Source organism: Ancylobacter moscoviensis, assembly GCF_007559435.1.
Lineage (GTDB): Bacteria > Pseudomonadota > Alphaproteobacteria > Rhizobiales > Xanthobacteraceae > Ancylobacter > Ancylobacter moscoviensis.
The window spans coordinates 208,897-228,510 of record NZ_VMBP01000001.1; the positions used below are offsets into that span (position 1 = coordinate 208,897).

General features: G+C 67.5%; 14 protein-coding genes and 1 tRNA gene. 14 read left to right on the forward strand and 1 reads right to left on the reverse strand.

Annotated features, from left to right (window positions below; genetic code table 11):
• Window positions 1-266: 266 nt before the first annotated feature.
• From fdnG to FO470_RS01050, 13 genes are all read left to right on the forward strand, one after another.
• Window positions 267-3,353, forward strand: coding sequence for a formate dehydrogenase-N subunit alpha (gene fdnG, locus FO470_RS00990; RefSeq protein WP_144341069.1), 3,087 nt, complete (start codon window positions 267-269; stop codon window positions 3,351-3,353).
• A 15-nt stretch (window positions 3,354-3,368) separates the two neighbouring features.
• Window positions 3,369-4,364, forward strand: coding sequence for a formate dehydrogenase subunit beta (gene fdxH, locus FO470_RS00995; protein WP_144341070.1), 996 nt, complete (start codon window positions 3,369-3,371; stop codon window positions 4,362-4,364).
• Window positions 4,361-5,080 (forward strand): formate dehydrogenase subunit gamma, encoded by a 720-nt coding sequence (locus tag FO470_RS01000; protein ID WP_186291791.1) that lies wholly within the window; start codon window positions 4,361-4,363, stop codon window positions 5,078-5,080. The genes fdxH and FO470_RS01000 overlap by 4 nt, the downstream gene beginning before the upstream one ends.
• Before the next feature lie 228 nt (window positions 5,081-5,308).
• On the forward strand, window positions 5,309-6,220 hold the full coding sequence (gene fdhE, locus FO470_RS01005) for a formate dehydrogenase accessory protein FdhE (RefSeq protein WP_186291792.1): 912 nt from the start codon (window positions 5,309-5,311) through the stop codon (window positions 6,218-6,220).
• A 7-nt stretch (window positions 6,221-6,227) separates the two neighbouring features.
• Complete coding sequence (gene selA, locus FO470_RS01010; protein WP_144341071.1) at window positions 6,228-7,670, forward strand: L-seryl-tRNA(Sec) selenium transferase; 1,443 nt, start codon at window positions 6,228-6,230, stop codon at window positions 7,668-7,670.
• On the forward strand, window positions 7,667-9,676 hold the full coding sequence (selB, locus tag FO470_RS01015; protein WP_144341072.1) for a selenocysteine-specific translation elongation factor: 2,010 nt from the start codon (window positions 7,667-7,669) through the stop codon (window positions 9,674-9,676). The genes selA and selB overlap by 4 nt, the downstream gene beginning before the upstream one ends.
• Window positions 9,677-9,705: 29 nt before the next feature.
• Window positions 9,706-9,801, forward strand: a tRNA-Sec gene (locus tag FO470_RS01020).
• A gap of 237 nt (window positions 9,802-10,038) precedes the next feature.
• Window positions 10,039-11,286, forward strand: coding sequence for a cupin domain-containing protein (locus FO470_RS01025; RefSeq protein WP_144341073.1), 1,248 nt, complete (start codon window positions 10,039-10,041; stop codon window positions 11,284-11,286).
• Window positions 11,287-11,342: 56 nt separating this feature from the next.
• Window positions 11,343-13,640: an FdhF/YdeP family oxidoreductase gene (locus FO470_RS01030; RefSeq protein ID WP_144341074.1), complete on the forward strand. Its 2,298-nt coding sequence runs from the start codon at window positions 11,343-11,345 to the stop codon at window positions 13,638-13,640.
• 2 nt (window positions 13,641-13,642) lie between these two features.
• Window positions 13,643-15,052 carry a cytochrome ubiquinol oxidase subunit I gene (locus FO470_RS01035; protein WP_144341075.1) on the forward strand — a complete coding sequence of 470 codons (1,410 nt, stop codon included), beginning with the start codon at window positions 13,643-13,645 and terminating at the stop codon, window positions 15,050-15,052.
• A 2-nt stretch (window positions 15,053-15,054) separates the two neighbouring features.
• Window positions 15,055-16,143, forward strand: a complete 1,089-nt coding sequence (cydB, locus tag FO470_RS01040) for a cytochrome d ubiquinol oxidase subunit II (RefSeq protein ID WP_144341076.1) — start codon at window positions 15,055-15,057, stop codon at window positions 16,141-16,143.
• 121 nt (window positions 16,144-16,264) lie between these two features.
• Window positions 16,265-16,450: a hypothetical protein gene (locus FO470_RS01045; RefSeq protein ID WP_144341077.1), complete on the forward strand. Its 186-nt coding sequence runs from the start codon at window positions 16,265-16,267 to the stop codon at window positions 16,448-16,450.
• Window positions 16,451-16,579: 129 nt separating this feature from the next.
• Window positions 16,580-17,416 carry an alpha/beta fold hydrolase gene (locus FO470_RS01050; RefSeq protein ID WP_144341078.1) on the forward strand — a complete coding sequence of 279 codons (837 nt, stop codon included), beginning with the start codon at window positions 16,580-16,582 and terminating at the stop codon, window positions 17,414-17,416.
• A 61-nt stretch (window positions 17,417-17,477) separates the two neighbouring features.
• Here FO470_RS01050 and FO470_RS01055 read toward each other — a convergent pair whose 3' ends face one another.
• Window positions 17,478-18,500, reverse strand: coding sequence for a LysR family transcriptional regulator (locus FO470_RS01055; protein WP_144341079.1), 1,023 nt, complete (start codon window positions 18,498-18,500; stop codon window positions 17,478-17,480).
• Between the two features lie 240 nt (window positions 18,501-18,740).
• On the opposite strand from FO470_RS01055, the gene pucL reads away from it, so the two are divergent.
• On the forward strand, window positions 18,741-19,580 hold the full coding sequence (gene pucL / locus FO470_RS01060) for a factor-independent urate hydroxylase (RefSeq protein WP_144341080.1): 840 nt from the start codon (window positions 18,741-18,743) through the stop codon (window positions 19,578-19,580).
• The last annotated feature ends 34 nt before the right edge of the window (window positions 19,581-19,614 follow it).

Genomic DNA, 19,614 nt, shown 5'->3' on the forward strand with positions numbered 1-19,614 from the left:
ACGCGGGAGCTTGATGCACAAACATCGTGCGCGATGCTGCGACGAGCCCGCGAAATCGTCAATCGGCCGATCGGCGAAGCAGATGGCTATTGCGGCGCAGCATTTCCAAACCGCACGGCATCATGCCGAATGGCTTGGAAAGACACGGTTTTTTGTCCGCCCTCCACCTTTCGTCGGTTTGACATTGGACAAGCTAAAAAATAGCCTAGCGATTGGAGAAGCCTATCGGCCGATGGGCTTCGCGGAGGTAGTTTCGGAGGGCCTCGATGAATATGGAGCTCTCGCGCCGTACGTTCCTGAAAACGTCGGGTGCGGGGATCGCGGGTACGACGCTGGGAGCCTTCGGGTTCGGCGAGGCGGAGGCGGCGGTGGCCTCCTTCATCAAGCCGTTCCATCTGGTGAACACGACGGAAGCGCGAAACACCTGCACCTACTGTTCGGTGGCCTGCGGCATCATCATCTATTCCAAGGGCGACCTGAAGAAGGGCGAGAAGGCCGACATCATCCACATCGAGGGTGACGCCGACCATCCGACCAACCGCGGCACTCTGTGCCCGAAGGGCGCGGCCCTGCGCGACATCGTGAAGTCCGAGCAGCGCCTCACCCAGCCGATGGTGCGCAAGGCCGGCTCCGACAAATTCGAGCCGATCTCGTGGGAAGCCGCGCTCGACAAGATCGCCCGCGCGATGAAGGACGACCGCGACGCCAATTTCGTCGCCACCAACAAGGACGGCGTGACGGTCAACCGGTGGACCACCACCGGCATGCTGGCGGCCTCCGCCACGACGAACGAGACGGCCTTCGCCACCTACAAGGTGGTCCGAAGCACAGGAATGCTGGTCTTCGACAACCAAGCGCGTGTCTGACACGGCCCGACGGTGGCGAGTCTCGCCCCAACTTTTGGCCGTGGAGCAATGACCAACTCGTGGACCGACATTCGGAACACGGACCTCGTCGTCATCATGGGCGGCAATGCCGCCGAAGCACATCCGTGCGGATTCAAATGGGTCACGGAGGCGAAAGCCAACCGGGGCGCGAAGCTGATCGTCGTCGATCCGCGCTACACGCGCTCGGCGTCGGTGGCGGATTATTACGCGCCGATCCGCCAGGGCACCGACATCGCCTTCCTGCTGGGCGTGATCAACTACTGCATCCAGAACGACAAGGTGCAGTGGGAGTACACCAAGGCCTTCACCAACGCGGCCTACCTCGTGAAGGAGGGCTTCGCCTATCAGGACGGCCTGTTCACCGGCTATGACGAGGGCAAGCGCGACTACAACAAGGACAGCTGGGACTACGAGATCGGGCCGGACGGCTATGCCGTGGTCGACGAGACGCTGCAGAATCCGCGCTGCGTGTGGAACCTGCTGAAGCAGCACGTCGCCACCTACACGCCCGAGCTGGTCGAGCGCATCTGCGGCACGCCGAAGGACAAGTTCCTGAAGGTGGCGGAGATGATCGCCGAGTGCTCCTCGCCCACCAAGGCGATGACCTCGATGTATGCGCTCGGCTGGACCCAGCATTCCAAGGGCTCGCAGAACATCCGCACCATGGCGATGCTGCAGCTCATCCTGGGCAATATCGGCATTCGCGGCGGCGGCATGAACGCCCTGCGCGGCCACTCCAACATCCAGGGGCTGACCGACGTCGGGCTCATGTCCAACATGCTGCCCGGCTACCTCAACCTGCCCACGGAGAAGGAGGCGGACCTCGCCACCTACATGTCGACCCGCGGCTTCAAGCCGTTGCGGCCGAACCAGATGAGCTACTGGCAGAACTATCGGAAATTCTTCGTCAGCTTCCAGAAGTCCATGTTCGGACCGGCGGCCACGGCGGAGAACGACTGGGCCTACGACTACCTGCCGAAGCTCGATGTCGCCTTCTACGACATCCTGCGCGCCTTCGAATTGATGAACCAGGGCAAGATGAACCTCTACATCTGCCAGGGCTTCAATCCGTTCCAGGCCTTCCCGAACCGGGGCAAGCTCGCCAAGGGCCTCGCCAAGCTCAAGCTGCTCGTGATCATGGACCCGCTCCAGACCGAGACGGCCCGCTTCTGGGAGGACCACGGCGTCTACAACAAGGTGGATCCGTCCGACATCCAGACGGAAGTGCTCCAGCTGCCCACGACCTGCTTCGCGGAGGACGAGGGCTCGCTGGTCAATTCCGGCCGCTGGCTTCAGTGGCACTGGCCGGGTGGCTCGCCTCCGGGCGAGGCCCGCACCGACGTGTGGATCATGTCGCAGATCTTCCTGCGGCTGAGGGAAATGTACCGCAAGGAAGGCGGCCCCTTCCCCGACCCGATCCTCAACCTGCACTGGCCCTACAAGGACGAGAACGAGCCGACCGCCGAGGAGCTCGCCAAGGAGCTCAACGGCTACGTCGTCTCGGACGTCGCGGACCCGAACGACCCGACCAAGAAGCTGCTCGAGGCCGGCAAGCAGGTGTCCGGCTTCGGCGTGCTGCGCGACGACGGCTCCACCGCGTGCGGCTGCTGGATCTATTCCGGCTGCTTCACCGAGGCCGGCAACATGATGGCGCGCCGGGACAATTCCGACCCGGACGACACCGGCGCCTACCTCAAATGGTCGTTCGCCTGGCCGGCGAACCGGCGCATCATCTACAATCGCGCCTCCTGCGACCTCGACGGCAAGCCGTGGGATCCCTCACGCAAGCTGATCGAGTGGGACGGGTCGAAATGGACCGGCTACGACGTGCCGGACATCGCCCCGACCGCCAAGCCGCGCGACGTCGGCCCGTTCATCATGAACCCGGAGGGTGTGTCGCGCCTCTTCGCGCGCAAGATGATGCGCGACGGGCCGTTCCCGGTGCACTACGAGCCGTTCGAAAGCCCGGTCGCCAACCTGATCGCCCCGAAGATCGTGGGCAACCCGGTGGCGCGCGTGTTCCCGGACGACTGGAAGCAGTTCGCCGAGACCGCCTCGCCGGACTTCCCCTACGCGGCGACCTCCTACCGTCTCACCGAGCATTTCCACTACTGGACCAAGAACAACCATGTGAACGCGGTCCTGCAGCCGGAACAGTTCGTCGAGATCTCCGAGGAACTCGCGAAGGAGAAGGGCATCGCGCTGGGCGGCTGGGTGCGGGTGTGGTCGAAGCGCGGCGAGATCCTCGCCAAGGCGGTCGTCACCAAGCGCATCAAGCCGATGACGATCGACGGCAAGACGGTCCACGTGGTCGGCATCCCCATCCACTGGGGCTTCATCGGCGCCGCGCGCAAGGGCTTCCCGGCGAACGTGCTCACCCCCTTCGTGGGCGACGCGAACATCGAGACGCCCGAGTTCAAGGCGTTTCTCGTCAACATCGAAGCGTCCACCGGTCCGGTGGCTTAAGAGGGAGGCGGCACGATGTTTCCACCGATTCCGAACCCGTCCGTCTCCCCCGACGCCGCCGTCCAACGTTTCGGCGAGAAGGACATCATGCGGCGTTCCGCCTCCGAGGTGACGCCGCCAGCCGAGCGGCTCACCGAGGTCGCGAAGCTGATCGACGTCACCAAGTGCATCGGCTGCAAGGCCTGCCAGGCGGCGTGCCTCGAATGGAACAACCTCCACGAGGAGATCGGCTTCAACCACGGGGTCTACACCAACCCCATGGACCTGACGCCGGACACCTTCACGCTGATGCGCTTCACCGAGTGGGTGAACCCCGAGACCGACAATCTCGAATGGCTCATCCGCAAGGACGGCTGCATGCACTGCGAGGATCCGGGCTGCCTCAAGGCCTGCCCGGCGCCCGGCGCCATCGTGCAGTACTCGAACGGCATCGTCGATTTCCAGCACGAGAACTGCATCGGCTGCGGCTACTGCATCAAGGGCTGCCCCTTCAACATCCCGCGCATCTCGAAGGTCGATCACACGGCCTACAAGTGCACGCTGTGCTCGGACCGCGTGGCGGTGGGCCAGGGCCCGGCCTGCCAGAAGGCGTGCCCGACCCAGGCCATCGTCTTCGGCACCAAGGACGAGATGAAGGAGTGGGCCGACTTCCGCATCAAGGACCTGAAGTCGCGCGGCTTCGAGAACGCCGGCCTCTATGATCCGCAGGGAGTGGGCGGCACCCACGTCATGTACGTGCTGCACCACGCCGACACGCCGTCCATCTATGCCGGCCTGCCCGACAATCCGCGCATCTCGCCGATCGTCGATGCATGGAAGGGCGTGACGAAATATGTCGGCCTGGCGGTGATGGGCTTCGCCGCGGCGGCGGGCTTCCTGCATTATGTCGTCGCCGGACCGAACAAGGTCTCGGAGGAGGACGAGGAGAACGCCGAGAGGCTCACCGAGGGCAAGGCGCCCCCGCCGCCCGAGCCGACGCAGGGCCATACGCAACACGGGAGTACGCCATGACGGCCTACGACCAGAAGCCCGAGACGCCGGATGATGTCGAGGCCGGCGATGCGGTACATCCCGGCCATCCGGTGACGGTGGACCGCTACACGCTCGGCGCGCGCATCAACCACTGGATCACCGCCACCAGCCTCGTGCTGCTGGCGCTGTCCGGCATGGCGCTGTTCACGCCACGGCTGTTCTTCCTCACCGGCCTGTTCGGCGGCGGACAGTGGACGCGCGCCATCCATCCGTGGATCGGCGTCGTCCTGTTCTTCTCCTTCCTGATCCTGTTCGTGCGCTTCTTCAGGGCCAACCTGCCGGCGCGGGAGGATGTCGACTGGGTAGCGCACTCGGCCGACCTGCTGGCGGGGCGCGAGGAGAAGATGCCGGAGGTGGGCAAGTACAATGCCGGCCAGAAATTCGTCTTCTGGTCGATGTCGGGCCTCATCATCGTGCTGATCGCCAGCGGCGTGGTGATGTGGGACCAGTACTTCTACAACCTCACCACCATCGAGCAGAAGCGTATCGCCATCCTCGTCCATGCGGTGGCGGCGGTGTGCATCATCTGCGTGTGGATCATCCACGTCTACGCGGCGATCTGGGTGAAGGGCACCATCGGCGCGATGACGCGCGGCCAGGTGACGGGCGGCTGGGCCTGGCGGCACCACCGCAAATGGCTGCGCGAGCTGGTCGGCAAGGGCAACCCGCGCGGGCCGCACGCTCCGGCCGAATGAAACCTCGCTCCCGGCTCGCGGAGCGAGACTCTGTTCTTCCATCGCAGCCATCCCGGACGGCCCGGCCGTTCCGGGGTGGCGCTTTCGTTTATGCACCCGCCTTGTCGGCAACCCGCCGGTCGCGTCAGCGTGAGTTGACTTGACGTCCGTCCTGCTTCGACGTCCACCTTATCAAGACGTCCAATCTGCTCGACGTTCACGTGGCCCGTGCGGTTCGTGAGGAAACTGATGTCCGCTGATCTGCAGCCCGATCCGACGGCGATCGGAAACGTCTCGACCCCGCCTTTCGCGGTCACCCCCGATCCCTCGACGCTGTTCGGCGTGCGGGCGCGGCGCCTGCGGACCTACGCGGCAGTGAGCCCGCTCAAGCCCTATCTCGATTTCGTCGCCGGCATCGTCGACGCTCAGCAGGCCATCGTGCCCACGCTGCCGCCGGTGGAGATGCCGGACGAGGAGGCGCTGGAGCGTGCCCGCGCCTTCCAGATGCCACCGCTCGACCGCGTCAGGACGACGCTCGACGACACGCTGGAGACGACGCTCGACGCGCTGTTCGACGCCGCCCGGCACGTCGGCATGACCCGTGAAGCGGGCGAAGCCCTCGCCCGCGTGCGGCAGGTCGATGGCGCCGAGCGCGCCCGGATGGTGCAGGATGTGCTCTCCCACGACATGCCGGTCGAGACGCTGGCCGAACATGTCTTTGTCGCGGCCGCGCTACAGGTGCATTTCGCCCGCCTCGCCTCCCGGCTCGACGCCAAGAAGCTGGTTCCCGTCGGCGACGGCGCCTGCCCCGCCTGCGGCGGTCCGCCGGTCGCCTCGCTGATCGTCGAATGGCCGAACGCCCACGGCAACCGCTTCTGCGCCTGCTCGCTGTGCTCCACCCTGTGGAACTATGTCCGTATCCGCTGCTGCTCCTGCGGCACCACCAAGGGCATCGGCTATCAGGAGATCGAAGGCAGCCCCGGCACGATCAAGGCCGAGACCTGCGACGAGTGCCGCACCTATGTGAAGGTGATGTACCAGAACAAGGACGTCACCATCGAGCCGGTGGCGGACGACATCGGCACGCTGGCGCTCGACATGATGATGCGCGAGGGCCCCTATCGCCGCGCCGCCTTCAATCCCTTCCTGCTCGGCTATTGAGGCGGCCATGGACGCGGAATCCCGCCTTTCCGAAAACCGCCCCTCCCTCCGTGACCTGCCCTCGGTCGATCTGGTGCTGAAGACGCCGGCCGGGCTGCTGGCGGCCGAGCGCTTCGGCCGTTCGCGCGCCACGCTGGCCGTTCGCGCGGCGCTGGAGGAAGTGCGCGCCTGCGTGCTGGCGGGCCAACTCGCCGCCCTGCCCTCGCCCGATCACGTGGCGCTGGCGGCCGGGGATGCGCTCGCCCGCGAGGCCCTTCCCAGCCTCCGGCCCGTCTTCAACCTCACCGGCACCGTGCTGCACACCAATCTCGGCCGAGCCCTGCTGGCCGAGGAAGCGGTGGAAGCGGCGGTCGCGGCGATGCGCTCTACCGTCGCGCTGGAATTCGACCTCGCCACCGGCACGCGCGGCGAGCGCGACGACCATGTGCGCGACTTGCTGGTCGAGCTGACCGGGGCAGAGGATGCGACCGTCGTCAACAACAACGCCGCCGCCGTGCTGCTCACCCTCAATACGCTGGGAGCCGGGCGGGAGGCGGTGGTCTCGCGCGGCGAACTGATCGAGATCGGCGGCGCCTTCCGCATGCCGGACATCATGGCCCGCGCCGGCGTGACGTTGATCGAGGTCGGCACCACCAACCGCACCCACCCGAAGGACTATGCCGGCGTCCTCAGCGAGGCGACCGGGCTGGTGCTCAAGGTGCACACCTCGAATTACCGCATCGAGGGCTTCACCCGCGAGGTGCCCGCGCGCGAGCTGGCAACCATCGCCCATGCGCGCGGCGTGCCGCTGGTGAACGACCTCGGCTCGGGGACGCTGTTCGACCTCGCCCGCATCGGCGGCGCCCAATCAGCTTTGGCCCACGAGCCGACCGTGCGCGAGACAGTGGCGGAGGGGGCCGACATCGTCACCTTCTCCGGCGACAAGCTGCTCGGCGGGCCGCAGACCGGCTTCATCGTCGGCCGCGCCGCGCTGATCGAGAAGATCAACAGGAACCCGATGAAGCGCGCCCTGCGGGTCGACAAGATCCGCCTCGCGGCTTTGGAAGCGACGCTGAAGCTCTATCGGGATCCGGAGCGGCTCGCCGCCCGCCTGCCGACGCTGCGGCTGCTCGCACGCACCCGCGCCGATCTCGCCTCGCGCGCGCGGGCACTGGCCGATCCGGTGGCGACGCGGCTCGGCGACGGCTTCGACATCGAGGTGGTGGACTGCGCCAGCCAGATCGGCTCCGGCGCCCTGCCGCTGGAGACCCTGCCGAGCGCGGCGCTCGCCATTCGCCCGGCCGGGGATGCTTCCGGCGGACGGCTCAACGCCCTCGCCGGCGCGCTGCGCGAGCTGCCCGTCGCGATCATCGGCCGCATCGCCGAGGGTGCGCTGCTGCTCGACCTGCGCTGTCTGGAAGACGAGGCGGGCTTCCTTGACAGCCTCGGCCACATCCGGGTGCCGGCATGATCATCGGCACGGCCGGCCATATCGACCACGGCAAGACCGCCCTCGTCGGCGCGCTGACCGGGGTCGATACCGACCGGCTGAAGGAGGAGAAGGCCCGCGGCATCTCCATCGATCTCGGCTTCGCCTACCTTCCCACCGAGGCCGGCACGCTCGGCTTCATCGACGTGCCCGGCCACGAGAAGTTCATCCACACCATGCTGGCCGGCGCCAGCGGCATCGACTTCGCGCTGCTGATCGTCGCCGCCGATGACGGGGTGATGCCGCAGACCCGCGAGCACCTCGCCTTGCTCGACCTGCTCGGCATCTCCCGCGGCGTCGTCGCCCTCACCAAGGCGGATCTCGCGGACGCGGCGCGGCGGGCCGAGGTCGAGGCCGAGATCGCCGCGCTGCTGGACGGCACCGGGCTCGACGGCGCCCCGGTCGTCCCCGTTTCCGCGCTGACCGGCGAGGGCATCGACGACCTGCGCGTGCAACTGATCAAGGCCGCCCGCGCCTTCGCTGCCCGCGCAACCGATGGGCGCTTCCGCCTTGCCGTCGACCGCTCCTTCAGCCTCGCCGGCGCCGGCACGGTGGTCACCGGCACGGTGCTCTCCGGCCGCGTGGCGGTCGGCGACGCGGTGACGGTCAGCCCTGCCGGCCTTTCCGCGCGCGTCCGCTCCATCCACGCGCAGAACCGCAAGGCCGAGGAAGGTCGTGCCGGCGACCGCTGCGCGCTCAATCTCGCCGGCGACGACGTGACGGCGGACGCCATCGCCCGCGGCGACATGGTGCTCGCCCCCTCGCTGCACGCGCCAACCGAGCGCATCGACGCCACGCTGACGGTTCTGGCGGGCGAGCCGAAGCCGCTCGGCCAATGGTTCCCGGTGCGCTTCCATCACGGTTCGGTGGAAGTGGGTGCGCGCCTCGTGCCGCTGTCGGCCGACACGCTCCCGCCCGGCGGCGGCGGGCTGGTGCAGATCGTGCTGGAGCAGCCGATCGCGGCGGCGGCCGGAGATCGCTACGTGATCCGCGACACCTCTGCCCAGCGCACCGTCGGCGGCGGACGGCTCATCGATCTGCGCGCGCCCGCCCGCAAGCGCCGAACACCCGAACGCCTCGCCCAGCTCGCCGCCCTCGGCGAAACGGAGCCCGAGGCGGCGCTGGCGAGGCTGCTCGCCGTCGAGCCCTGGCATCTCGACCTCGCCGCCTTCGCCCGCGACCGGGCGCTCGGCAGCGAGGCCGGTGCCGGCCTCGCGGAAAGACTCGGGCTCGTCACCTTCGCAGCGGCCGGCACGCTCATCACCCTGTCCGCCGAACGCTGGGCACTCTATTGCGATGCGCTGACTGCCGAACTCGCCCGCTTCCACGACGCCAATCCCGACCTGCCGGGCATGGGGACAGAAAAGCTGCGCCTCGCCCTCATCCCCCGCCTACCCAAGCCCGTCTTCACGGAAGCCCTGCGGCGCATCGCCGGCGGCGGCACGCTGATGCTCGACGGCGCCTGGGTCCGGCTCTCCGGCCACGAGGTGCGCCTCACCCGCCGCGACGAACTGCTCTGGGAGCTGATCGAGCCGAAGCTCGACGGCGCCGAACGCTTCCGCCCGCCGCGCGTCCGCGATCTCGCCGGCATGACCGGGGAAGCGGAGCCTGACATCCGCCGGCTGATGAAACTGCTCGCCCGCATGGGGAAGGTCGACGAGGTGGCGCACGACCATTTCTTCCTGCGCAGCACCGTGGGCAGCATGGTCGCCATGATGCGCCAACTCTCACAGGCCGCGCCAGACCGGCAATTCGTCGCCAGCGCTTTTCGCGACCGTGTGGAGCGCGACGGATCGGGAAGCGGCGAGCACACGGTCGGCCGCAAGGTGGCGATCCAGATCCTCGAATTCTTCGACCGCCACGGCGTCACGCTGCGCCGGGGAGACCTGCGCCGGGTGAACCCGCACCGGCTGGACCTGTTCGGCGCGATCGACGACAATGTGTCGGTGCCCGGAGACCTTTCCGGCCGCACGGAACAGGCCCGCTGACAGGGCCGATCCGCGCGGCAGCGCATTTTGGAAGAGCGTCCCATCCGGTGATGGGGCCGGACTTCAAATCCGGTAGGGGCCGCGAGCCGGTCCTTGGTGGGTTCGACTCCCACTCTCTTCCGCCACTCCCTTCCGGAAGCGAAGGCGCCCGTTTCGCCGGCGCGCCATTATTCCAGGCAGACAGCCGGATCATACCAAGGTCTGGGGCCCACCACCCATTATCGAGATGCTTTCCGAACCGCCCGCGAAACCGGCCTTCGCCGCCATGCGGGTACGGAAGACTTTGCCCTCCCCTCCTCCGAATTTAGGCGCACACGGCCGCCGCCGAGCGACGGCCTCGACGCCAATCGAGGAGAGCGAAAATGGAAGATCTGTCCCGACGGACCGTGCTCGCGCTGAGCGCGATCGGCGGTGCCGCCGTCGCCAGCGGCGCGGCCAGTGCTGCGACCTTCGGCAATCCGGACGAGCCGGCGGAAGGCGCGATCAATTCCACCCCCGGCGCCCTCTCCAATCCGGGCCCGCAGAACCCCGCGCTGGAAGCGCAGATTCCGGCCTTCCAGAACCCGCCTCCCACCGATGTCGGCAACATGCCGATGATGTGGTCGTCCTTCAACATCATGCCCAAGCGCGTGCAGGCCGGCGGCTGGGCGCGGCAGATCACCGCCACCGAATTCCCGGCCGCCAAGGAAGTCTCGGGCGTCAATATGCGCCTCGGCCCGGGTGGCGTCCGCGAGATGCACTGGCATCTCGCCGGCGAATGGGCGCTGATGACCAACGGCCGCTGCCGGATCACCGTCCTCGACAAGGAGGGGCATCCCTATGTGCGTGACGTCGGGCCGGGCGACCTGTGGTTCTTCCCCGCCGGCTACCCCCATTCGCTACAGGGCCTCGGACCGGATGGCTGTGAATTCCTCATCGTCTTCGATGACGCCTTCCAGTCCGAATACAACACGCTGCTGCTGACCGACTGGATCGCCCACACCCCGCCGAACGTGCTGGCGCAGAATTTCGGCGTGCCGGCCGAGACGTTCAGGAACATCCCGCTGCACGACCTCTGGATCTTCCAGGGTCAGGAGCCGCCCCCGCTTTCCATCGATCAGGCGGCCGTCGCCTCGGGCGGCGCTCCGGCCGAGCCCTTCACCTTCTCGCTCACCGCGACCACGCCGGTGAAGCAGAACGAGGCGGGCGAGGTTCATCTCGCCGACAGCCGCACCTTCAAGGCCTCCAAGACCATCGCCGCCGCCATCGAGACCATCCGGCCGGGCGCGCTGCGCCGCATGCACTGGCACCCCAACGCCGACGAGTGGCAGTACTGGATCAAGGGCAAGGGCCGCATGACGGTGTTCAACACCGGACCGCGCGCGCAGACCATCGACTTCCAGGCGGGCGACCTCGGCGTCGTGCCGAAGAGCCAGGGCCACTTCATCGAGAACACCGGCGACGAGGACGTCCAGGTCCTCGCGGTCTTCCGGGCGCCCGAATATCAGGAGGTCGACCTCTCCGACTGGCTGACCCACGCCCCGCCGGAGCTTGTCGCCCAGCATCTCAACATCGACCCCGCGGTCATCGCGCGGTTCCCGAAGGGCCAGGTCGGCATCCAGCCGCGCTGAGCCCGGCGCCGACCTTTCGCCGATCCACGACAGCCGAAAGCCAACGGGAGACCGCCATGGGCATCGTCAAGACCATACGTCCCTATCACGAGCCGGCGGGGGGCTGGGGGGCCCTCAAGGCGATGGGTACCGCCCTCGCCAGGCAGGACATCCCCGTCTCCGGCATGGCGCTCCTCGCCCACATGAACCAGCCGGGCGGCTTCGACTGCCCCGGCTGCGCATGGCCCGACCCCAAGCAGACCTCGCCCTTCGAATATTGCGAGAACGGCGGCAAGGCGGTCGCGTGGGAGGCGACGGCCAAGCGCTGCACGCCGGAATTCCTCGCCGCGCATACGGTGACGGAGCTGGAGGGCTGGTCGGACTACGACCTCGAAATGGTCGGCCGCCTCACCCACCCCATGCGCTACGAGGCGGCCTCCGACACCTATGTGCCGGTGAGCTGGAACGACGCCTTCGCGCTCGTGGCAAGGCACCTCAACGCGCTGGCCGACCCGAACATGGCCGATTTCTACACCTCGGGCCGGGCGTCGAACGAGGCGGCGTTCCTCTACCAGCTCTTCGCCCGCGAATACGGCACCAACAATTTCCCCGACTGCTCCAACATGTGCCACGAGGCGACCAGCGTCGGCCTGCCGCCGTCCCTCGGCGTCGGCAAGGGCACCGTGCTGCTGGAGGATTTCGAGAAGGCCGACGCCATCTTCATCTTCGGCCAGAACCCCGGCACCAACTCGCCGCGCATGATGACCGAGCTGCGCAACGCCTCGCGGCGGGGCGCCGTCATCATGTCGTTCAATCCGCTGCGCGAGCGGGCGCTGGAGCGTTTCCAGGCGCCGCAGAACCCGGTGGAGATGGCGACGCTCACCTCCACGCCGATCTCCTCGCGTCTGTTCCAGGTCAAGGTCGGCGGTGACGTCGCACTCATCAAGGGCATGATGAAGTGGCTCGTCGAGGCCGACCGGCAGACACGCCGCGAGGAAGGCGCCCCCATCCTCGACTGGGACTTCATCAAGGGCCACACCGCCGGCATCGACGCGCTGGTCGCCGACCTCGACGCCACGCGCTGGGAGGACGTCGAGCACAAGTCCGGCCTGTCGCGCACCGACATCGCGGTAGCCGCCGAAGCCTATGCGAAGGCCGAGCGCGCCATCCTCGTCTTCGGCATGGGCATCACCCAGCACCGCCACGGCGCCCACAACGTCCAGCAGCTCGCCAATCTCGCCCTGCTGCGTGGCAATGTCGGCCGGGAAGGCGCCGGCATGTGCCCGGTGCGCGGCCATTCCAACGTGCAGGGCGACCGCACGGTCGGAATCACCGAGATTCCGAGCGACGCCCTGCTCGACGCGATCAAGGCGCGCTTCGATTTTGAACCGCCGCGCAAGCACGGCCACAACGTCGTCACCTCGCTCGAGGCGATGGTGCGCGGCGAGGCGCGGGTCTTCATCAGCCTCGGCGGCAACATCGCCGCCGCGATCCCGGACTGGGAGACGACGCAGGCGGCGATGCGCCGGCTCGACCTCACCGTCCACATCGCCACCAAGCTCAACCGCAGCCACCTCGTGCATGGCCGCGAGGCGGTGATCCTGCCATGCCTCGGTCGCACCGAGGTCGACATGCAGGCGACCGGCGTCCAGTCGATCACGGTCGAGGACTCCATGTCGATGGTGCATGCCTCGACCGGCGTCCGCGCGCCGGCTTCCGAGCATCTGCGGAGCGAGCCGGCCATTATCGCCGGCATGGCCCGCGCGACGCTCGGCGCCCGCTCGAAGATCGGGTGGGAACGTCTGGTCGGCGACTACGCGCTGATCCGCGAGGACATCGAGGCGGTGTTCCCCATCTTCGAGGGTTACAACGCCCGCATCCGGCATCCCGGCGGTTTCCACCTCACCTCGCTGGCCCGCGAGCGGATCTGGGCGACGCCCTCCGGCAAGGCCAACTTCCTCGTCTGCGAGGGCCTGTGCGAGGACCCTGCCATCCGCGATCCCGACGCGCTGTGGCTCACCTCGATCCGCAGCCACGACCAGTACAACACCACGCTCTATTCGCTCTCCGACCGCTACCGCGGCGTCTACGGCCAGCGCGACGTGCTCTTCCTCAACGAGGAGGAGATGACGAAGCGCGGGCTGAAGGCCGACGACCGCGTGGACATCGTCACTGTCTCCACCGACGGGGTGGAGCGCGCCGTGCGGGGCTTCAAAGTGGTGCCCTACGCCTTCCCGGAGGGCGGCTGCGCCGCCTACTACCCGGAGATGAACCCGCTCGTGCCGCTCTATGCGCACGACCCGATGAGCTTCACTCCCTCCTACAAGGGCGTGCCGGTTCGTCTCGTGAAGACCGTCGGGCAGGGAGCGCGCTGACCATGGACGCCGTCGACCTCGCCCGCGCGCAGTTCGCCTTCACCGTCGGCTTTCACATATTGTGGCCGACCTTCTCCATCGGCATCGCCTGGTTCTGCACCCTGCTCAGCGTCCTGTGGTGGCGCACCGGCAAGCCGGTCTACCACGACCTGCTGCGCTTCTGGACGCGCATCTTCGCCCTCGGCTTCGGCATGGGCGTCATCACCGGCATCGTGCTGAGCTACGAGATCGGCACCAACTGGGCCGGCTATTCACGCGCCGTCGCCAACGTGCTCGGTCCGATGTTCATGTACGAGGCGCTCACCGCCTTCTTCCTGGAGGCGGGCTTCATCGGCATCATGCTGTTCGGCGAGGGGCGGGTCAGCAGGGGCGCGCATGCCTTCGCCTGCCTGATGGTGTCCTGCGGCGCGCTGTTCAGCGCCACCTGGATCATCGCCGCCAACAGCTGGATGCAGACGCCGGCGGGCGCCGTGGCGGATGCGAACGGCATCTATCACGTGGTCGACTGGTGGCAGGCGGTCTTCACCTCCTCCTTCCCCTATCGCCTTGCCCACATGGTGTGCGCCAGCTTCCTGACCGGCAGCTTCATCGTGGCGGGCGTGTCGGCCTTCCACCTGTGGCGCCGCCAGCACGTGGCGGCCTCCCGCACGGCCTTCTCGATGGGGCTGTGGCTGGCGCTCGTCCTGGCGCCGACGCAGATCTTCCTCGGCGACCTGCACGGCCGCAACACGCTGAAGGAGCAGCCGACCAAGCTCGCCGCCATGGAGGGCCTGTGGGACACCACGAAGGGCCCGGCGATGACGGTGATCGCCTGGCCCGACATGCAGGCGCAGAAGAATCTCTACGCCGTCGACATTCCCCACCTCGCCAGCCTCTACCTCACCCATAGCTGGGACGGCGAGGTCGAGGGCCTGAAGGCGGTTCCGCCCTCCGACCAGCCGAACGTGCCCGTGGTGTTCTTCGCCTTCCGCATCATGGTCGGCGTCGGCCTCGCGCTGCTCGGCCTGGCGCTCACCGGGCTGGTGCTGCGGCTGCGCGGCCGGCTCTACGAGACGCGCTGGTTCCAGTTCCTCGCCATGGCGGCAACGCCGCTCGGCTTCGTCGCAGTGCTGGCGGGCTGGACGGTGACGGAGGCGGGGCGCCAGCCCTGGGTGATCTACGGCCACCTGCGCACGGCGGACGCGGTCTCGCCGGTCAGCGCCGGCGCGGTGACGACCAGCCTTCTCATCTTCTTCGCCATCTACAACGTGCTGCTGCTGACCTTCCTGTGGTTCGCCGCCCGCGTGGCGCTGAAGGGTCCCGCCGACACCTCCCTGCCCATCCGCGAGCGTCGCGGGATGGACCGTGCCAACGCCCAATCGCTCGGCGGCCCCTCGCCGGCCATCGGCAACCCCGAACAGGCAGGAGCCTGACCATGATCGAGCTCATGCAAGGCCCCCATGTCCCGCTCGTCTTCGCGGCGCTCGCGGCCTTTTGCGTCACCGTCTACGTGCTCGCCGACGGCCTCGACCTCGGCGTCGGCATCGTCTTCCTCGTCGCCCCGCGCGAGGCGGACCGTGACCTGATGATGGCGTCCATCGAGCCGGTCTGGGACGCGAACGAGACCTGGCTGGTGATGGGCGGCACGCTGCTCATCGCCGCCTTCCCGGCGGGCTACTACGTGCTGCTGCCAGCCTTCTACCTGCCGATCATGTTCATGCTGTTCGCGCTGATCTTCCGGGGCATCGCCTTCGAGTTCCGGCTGCAGGCCACGCGCTTCCGCTTCCTGTGGGACATCGCCTTCTCGGCCGGCTCCATCGTGGCGACGCTGTGCCAGGGGCTGATCCTCGGTGGGCTGATCAACGGCGTGCCGATGGAGAACGGCATGTTCGCCGGCGGGCCGTTCAGCTTCTTCAGCCTGCTCGGCCTGTTGTGCGGCGTCGGCCTCGTCGGCGGCTACGCGCTGATCGGAGCGGGATGGCTGATCTGGAAGACCGACGGACCGACGCAGATATTCGCCCGTGAGATCGCCCGCGCCGCGCTCATCCTCACGGCGGTCATGATGGCGCTGGTCAGCGCGTGGAGCGCGCTCTCCGTGCCGGAGGTCGCCGCGCGCTGGTTCGCCCTGCCGAACCTCTTCCTGCTGGCGCCGGTGCCGCTGGTCACGCTGGGCCTGTTCGTCGCCATCGCGCGCGGCATCTGGGAGGGCGCGGAACCGCGCACCTTCATCCTCGCCCTGCTGGTCTTCGCGCTCGGCCTCGTGGGACTGGTGGTCAGCCTCTGGCCCTATGTCGTGCCGCGCCAGGTGACGGTGTGGGACGGCGCCGCCGATCCGCAGACGCTAGCCTTCATCGCCGTCGGGCTGGCGGTCATCCTGCCCATCGTCCTTGCCTATCAGGCCCATGCCTACTGGGTGTTCCGCGGCAAGACCGTCTTTCTCGAAGGAGCCTATGGCGACGGAGAGCCGACGGCGCACGGGGCGCGGATCATACCTGCGTATGATCCTTCCATGCGCAAGGCATAAGACCCGAAACGCTTGGCTGAATTGAGAAAATCCGTTCCGCCGGTAATTTCCTGAGTACCGGCGGACAGGGAGCGGAACGGCTTCCTCCCCTACCGATCACCGGCGCAACCGGAGCATGGCGATGAGTCTTACCCTTGCGGTGGTCAATCTGATCGCCGGCCTCCTGCTCCTGTCGATCGGCGGGGCGCTGATCGCCAGCCTGCCCTCGCCCCGGCGCTGGGCGATCGTCGCCTTCCTGCTTCTCGATGCCGGAATGCTCGGCGGCGGCCTCGTCATGCTGCCCTTCGCGCTGCGGCTCGGCACCTGAGATGCCGCGTCCAACAAGTGACGCACAACTCGCCTATCACACCGCAGGCGCGGGATGTCCCACGCCTTCGGGCCGGCCCACCAGACTTCCCTGAAACACGACCTTCCCCACACCCGAAAGGACAGGACCATGGGTTACGTCACCACCAAGGACGGCGTCGACATCTTCTTCAAGGACTGGGGTCCGAAGGACGCACAGCCGATCGTGTTCCATCATGGCTGGCCGCTGTCCTCCGACGACTGGGACGCGCAGATGCTGTACTTCCTCGGCAAGGGTTTCCGCGTCGTTGCCAGCGACCGCCGCGGCCATGGCCGTTCGGCGCAGGTCAGCGATGGCCATGACATGGACCATTACGCCGCCGACGTCTCGGCTGTGGTCGAGCATCTCGACCTGAAGAACGCCGTGCATATCGGCCACTCCACCGGCGGTGGCCAGGTCGCGCGCTATGTCGCCAAATTCGGCCTGCCGCAGGGCCGCGTCGCCAAGGCGGTACTGGTCGCCGCCGTGCCGCCGATCATGCTGAAGACCGAAGCCTATCCCGGCGGCCTGCCGCTTGAGGTGTTCGACGGCTTCCGCGCCGCGCTCGCCGCCAACCGCGCCCAGTTCTACATTGATGTCGCCGCCGGTCCGTTCTACGGCTTCAACCGCGATGGTGCCAAGGTCTCGCAGGGCGTGATCGACAATTGGTGGCGCCAGGGCATGATCGGCAGCGCCAAGGCGCATTACGAGGGCATCAAGGCCTTCTCCGAGACCGACCAGACCGAGGACCTCAAGGCGATGACCGTCCCGACCCTCGTTCTTCAGGGCGATGACGACCAGATCGTCCCCCACAAAAACGCCAGCGCGCTGCAGGCCGAGCTGCTGCCGGACGCCACGCTCAAGGTCTATCCCGGCTTCCCGCACGGCATGCTCACCACCCATGCCGACGTCATCAACCCGGACATTCTCGCCTTCATCAAGGGCTGAGCCTGCATCCGGGCCACCGCATGCCGGCCGCTCCCCAGAGCGGCCGGTTTCGTTTGGGGCCTCAGGCCTCGATCGCGCCGGGCAGTTCGAGCTCGCTGAAATGATGCTTGGCGTGCTCGTAGAACACCGCCGGCGCGAAATGCAGGCTCGCTCCGGCGCGCACCATCAGCCCGAAGCGGTTGGTCGGCAGGCCCGCATCCTCCAGCGGCCGGAACAGCAGCGTACCGCTGCGGATCTCGTTCTGCACGCCGATGGGCGTCATCACCGACGCGTAGCCGCCGAGCAGGGCGAGCTCCACCAGCATGCGGATGGAATCGACCTCGATCAGCGGCGGCAGCACCAGCGCCGATTTCTGCAGGAACGGCTCGATCACGTTGCGGATCGAGATTTCCGGCTTCGCCACTGCCATCGGATGGGCGATGGCTGCCGCCAGCGTCAGCCGGGGCACGCTCGCCAGCGGATGGTCGGGGCGCATCACCACGCCGATGCGCACATCCCGCCGCACCGCCACCTCGACCTGCTCATTCGGGCGGGCGACGAAGCCGAAGCCGATATCGGCGCGCTCATCGGCCAGCCGCGCAATCACCTCCGTCGAGGGGCCGACGGAGACGTCGAGGTGCAGGCGCGGATAGCGCCGGCCGAAATCGGCCAGCAGCCGGGGCAGGAAGGCAAGGCCGACGCTTTCCACCGTCGCGACGCGGACCGAGCCGGTCTTCAGGCCGCGCAGCATGTCGAGCTCGGAGACCGCCGCCTCGATCGGCAGGATCAGCCGGCGGGAATGGCGGTAGAGAATCTCGCCCGCCGGCGCGAGCTTGAGGCGCCGCCCGTCGCGCTGGAACAGCTCGAGGCCGAGCGCGTCCTCCAACTGGGCGACCTGTCGCGTCACCGCCGACGACGCGATGTTCAGCCGGCGCCCTGCCTCGCGTACCGAAAGGCATTCGGCCACGGCGTTGAAGTAGATCAGCGAGGGCTGATGGAAAACGCGCGCCAGGAGGGCGGGAGACAGCGCGTGGTCGCGGGGGCGGCTCTGGCCAGCGGTCTTGGTGAGAGACGTGGCATCAGGCTTCGGACCTGTCTTGGTCATTCGGTGATCCCGGTCGGCAGGGCCTGCTGCCGAATTAGCAACGTATCGCTCTGCATTCGGAAATTTCAAGAACCTCGGCGATCCGTACAATCATACTCGCCGTCACGAAACCATTACCGGCCGCAGACCGGAACGAGGCGGGGTCCAAGGATCAGGCATTATCGGTCTTCACTTCGCCGGGAACGTCCCGGGGGATAGTGTGGATACGTGCCCGCGGCCGATCAAACCAGCAGGTCTTTCATGCCCCTCATCCGCAGTACTTATGGAAAAGGCCGTGTCCGCATCATGCGCGTGAAGCGTGACACGGAGCGTCACGAGGCCCGCGAGCTCAACGTCACCGTTCTGCTGACCGGCGCGTTCGACGCCTCCTACACCTCGGACGACAATTCCTCGGTCATCGCGACGGACTCGATCAAGAATATCGTCAACATCGTCGCCCGCGACAATGTCGGCGCCGAGACCGAACCCTTCGCCGCCGCGCTGGCGACCTATTTCCTCGACCGTTATGCCCATGTCACGCAGGTCGACGTGACCGCGACCGAGACGAAGTGGGTGCGCATCGCGGTCGACGGCGTTCCCCACGAACACAGCTTCGTGCTGGATGGCAACGGCAATCCCTTCGTGAAGCTCGCCGCCACGCGCGAGGGCGTGAGCATGACGTCCGGCAACAAGGGCTTCACCTTCATGAAGACCACCAACTCCGGCTGGGAGAACTACTGGTTCGACGAGGCGACCACGCTGAAGCCGACCGCCGACCGCATGTGCGCCACCGCCATGGACGCCTCCTGGCGCTGGGCGAAGGCGCCGGCCTCCTACCCCGAGGCGAACGCGGCGGTGCTCGCCACCGTGCTCAAGGTCTTCGCCACGACCTACAGCCCGAGCGTGCAGAACACGATGTACCTGATGGGCGAGGCGGTGCTCGCCGCCGTGCCGGAGATCGCCGAGATTTCCATGGCCTGTCCGAACAAGCACTATCTGCCGATCGACCTCTCGCCGTTCGGCCGCTCCTCCGACGGTCAGGTTTTCACCCCGACCGACGAGCCCCACGGCCAGATCGAGTGCACGGTCGGCCGGGGCTGAGCGCGGGGAGCGAGCCGGGGAACAGCGGGGGGCG